Consider the following 2,587-nt stretch of genomic DNA (forward strand, 5'->3'; position numbering starts at 1 on the left):
CTTCAACGCTGTCTTCACAGGCGTCGATACCATCCTGCTCAGCCGCAAGATGGCGCAGGAGGGCTATCTCACCCATTGGGGCAATGCCGCCAAGAAGTTTCCGCACGATCCGTTCTACGCCTTTGCGCAACGCATCGTCGACGCCCGCAAGGTGGTGCTCAGTGATAAGCTCAAGCAATCGGCCGGGGAGCCGGCCTGGGAGCGCACGAGCGTGGCCAGCGGCGACCTGCCGCGCGAAGTCAATGCGCTGAAAGCGGGCGAGGGCGGCGACATGGCCGTGTTCGGCGGCGCCGGTTTCGCGTCGGCGCTGATTGCGGCCGGGCTGGTCGACGAGTTTCAGCTTTTCATCAACCCGGCGGTGCTGGGTGCGGGCCGCCGGATTTTTGATCAGGGCGGTTTTAGAAACCTGCGGCTGCTCGGCTCGAAGACCTATGACTGTGGCATGGTGGTCAGTCGCTATGCACCGGCGGGGTGAGGGGGACCTCCATCTTCTCCCTGCTCACTTCGCATCGTGAAAAATAATCCCGACCGTGTGGCGCATGCCTGAGCGCAGCCGGCTGACGCCATGACGCAGGTTGACGCGGTAATTGCCTTTGGTGCCCTGCACCGGCCGGTTGTGGACGGCAAAGACAACGGCGTCGCCCTGGCGCAGCGGCACCACCTCGACCCGGCTCTGCATGCGCGGCCGCTGCTCGGTCAGCGCGAACTCACCGCCGGTGAAATCCTGGCCCGGCTCGGAGAGCAGGATCGCCACCTGCAGCGGAAAGGCGAGGTCGCCATAGAGATCCTGGTGCAGGCAGTTGAAGTCGCCAGGCACATATTGCAGCAGCAGCGGCGTCGGCCGCGTCTGGCCGGCGGCATGACACTGATCGAGAAACGCGGCATGCGTCGCGGGATAACGCATAGCCTGCCCCATCCGCTCGTTCCACCGATTGGCGACCTCGGCCAGCCTGGGATAGAGCGCGCTGCGCAGGCCGCCGAGCAGGTCCGGCAAGGGATAGCGGAAATAGCGGTACTCACCCTTGCCGAAGCCGTGCCTGGCCATATGGATGTGGCTGCGGAAATGCTCTTCTTTGGGATAGAGGCCGGCGATCTCCCGGCATTCTTCGGGCGAGAGCAATTTCTCGATCACCGCGCAGCCGAAACCGTCGAGTTCGGCGGCAAGGGCGGGCCAGTCGTAACCCGCGACACGCGTCCGAGCAGCTTCAACCGCCGATGCGGCAACCCTGGCATGGGCATTCATATCGTAGCCTCCTTGTCGATCAGAGCGCGCTTGCGCTCGACGCCCCAGCGGTAGCCCGACAGCGTGCCGTCGGCGCGGACAACACGGTGGCAGGGAATGCCCAGCGCAATCGCGTTGGCCGCACAGGCCGTCGCCACGGCACGGGCGCCGTCCGGCTGGCCGAGGCGCTGGGCCAGCGCGGCGTAGGTGATGGTGGCGCCGCACGGGATGCCTCGGAGCGCCTCCCACACGCGCTGCTGGAATGGCGTGCCGCGGCGCAGGTCGAGCGGCAGGTCGAGGCCGACGCCAGGCATTTCGATGAAGCGCGCGATTGCCGCGAGATCGTCGCGCAAGGTGGCCCCGTCTTCGACCAGTAGCTTGCCCGGGAAGCGATGGCCAAGATCCCGCTCCAGTGTGTCGGCGTCCGAGCCGATCAGGATGGCGCAGACGCCGATAGCGCTGCGTGCCGCCAGGATTTTACCGATCGGGGATTCGCCGATGGCGTAGGTTATGATATCGAGGGCGGCGAGCTTGGTGACCGTCGCCGGAATATTGGTTTGTACGAGGTTCATTGCCTTCACTCCTTTGTCTGTGCCTGAACCCTAGCCACGTGCTGATTGGCGCTCACTCCGATGCTTGCTTTCAAATTCGAATCTCCAAGGCAGGTGCTCTACGGCGCCGTAGAGCGCTGATTTGGATCATTGGCACTTCGCCTGAGGACGTCATGCGACACGGGTGACGGAAATTTCGCCCAGCACGAACACTTCGCCTGATGACAGGCGCAACTCAACCTCGCCGGTTGCGGTGCGGCTCCATTCGGCTTTGCCATCATCGACCATCTGGCCGATGGCGGTCATCACCCATGATTTCGCGTCAGGGGCGCGGCGGCTGCCGGCAGCTTGGGTCTGGATGTTCGCATCGGTGGTGGGAGACCTTGCCATCGCGCGCATTGCCGGTCCTCGTCAGGCCCGTACCGACCGGTTGGCATTGTCGGACGCTGCCTCGCGGTCGAGCAGCGCGCGCTTGCGCTCCGCGCCCCAGGCGTAGCCGGAAAGTGCGCCGTCCTTGCGGATGACGCGGTGGCAGGGAATGGCGACGGCAAGATTGTTGGCGGCGCAGGCGGCGGCGATGGCGCGGGCCGCCTTAGGTGCGCCTATGCGATGCGCGATCTCGGCATAGGAAACCGTTTGGCCGGCGGGGATGGCGCGCAAGGCCTGCCAGACGCGCTGCTGGAACGCCGTGCCGCGGACGTCGAGCGGCAGGTCGAGGCCGAGCGCCGGAGCCTCGACGAAACCGACGACGCGGGCGACCAGCGCCTCGTAGTCGCGGTCGCCACCGATCAGCCGTGCCCTGGGGAAACGGTCC

5 protein-coding genes are annotated in these 2,587 nt (G+C 65.7%); 1 reads left to right on the plus strand and 4 read right to left on the minus strand.

Annotated elements, in window-relative coordinates:
* A partial coding sequence (locus tag EN994_RS26445; RefSeq protein ID WP_127307939.1) for a dihydrofolate reductase family protein occupies positions 1-475 on the plus strand: 475 nt, incomplete at its 5' end.
* Between the two features lie 24 nt (positions 476-499).
* Here the strand turns inward: EN994_RS26445 and EN994_RS26450 are convergent.
* The 4 genes from EN994_RS26450 to EN994_RS26465 form a co-directional block, all read right to left on the minus strand.
* The gene (locus EN994_RS26450) at positions 500-1,243 is read right to left on the minus strand and encodes a 2OG-Fe(II) oxygenase (protein WP_063168578.1); all 744 of its coding nucleotides are present in this window, start codon (positions 1,241-1,243) and stop codon (positions 500-502) included.
* Complete coding sequence (locus EN994_RS26455; protein ID WP_063168577.1) at positions 1,240-1,794, minus strand: methylated-DNA--[protein]-cysteine S-methyltransferase; 555 nt, start codon at positions 1,792-1,794, stop codon at positions 1,240-1,242. Before EN994_RS26455 ends, EN994_RS26450 begins: the two co-directional genes overlap by 4 nt.
* Before the next feature lie 150 nt (positions 1,795-1,944).
* Positions 1,945-2,172 carry a hypothetical protein gene (locus EN994_RS26460; protein ID WP_013530734.1) on the minus strand — a complete coding sequence of 76 codons (228 nt, stop codon included), beginning with the start codon at positions 2,170-2,172 and terminating at the stop codon, positions 1,945-1,947.
* Positions 2,173-2,184: 12 nt separating this feature from the next.
* The coding region (locus EN994_RS26465; protein ID WP_164746210.1) for a methylated-DNA--[protein]-cysteine S-methyltransferase at positions 2,185-2,587 on the minus strand (403 nt) is incomplete at its 5' end.

This window comes from Mesorhizobium sp. M7A.F.Ca.CA.002.09.1.1 (genome assembly GCF_003998555.1).
GTDB classification, from domain to species: Bacteria; Pseudomonadota; Alphaproteobacteria; order Rhizobiales; family Rhizobiaceae; genus Mesorhizobium; species Mesorhizobium ciceri.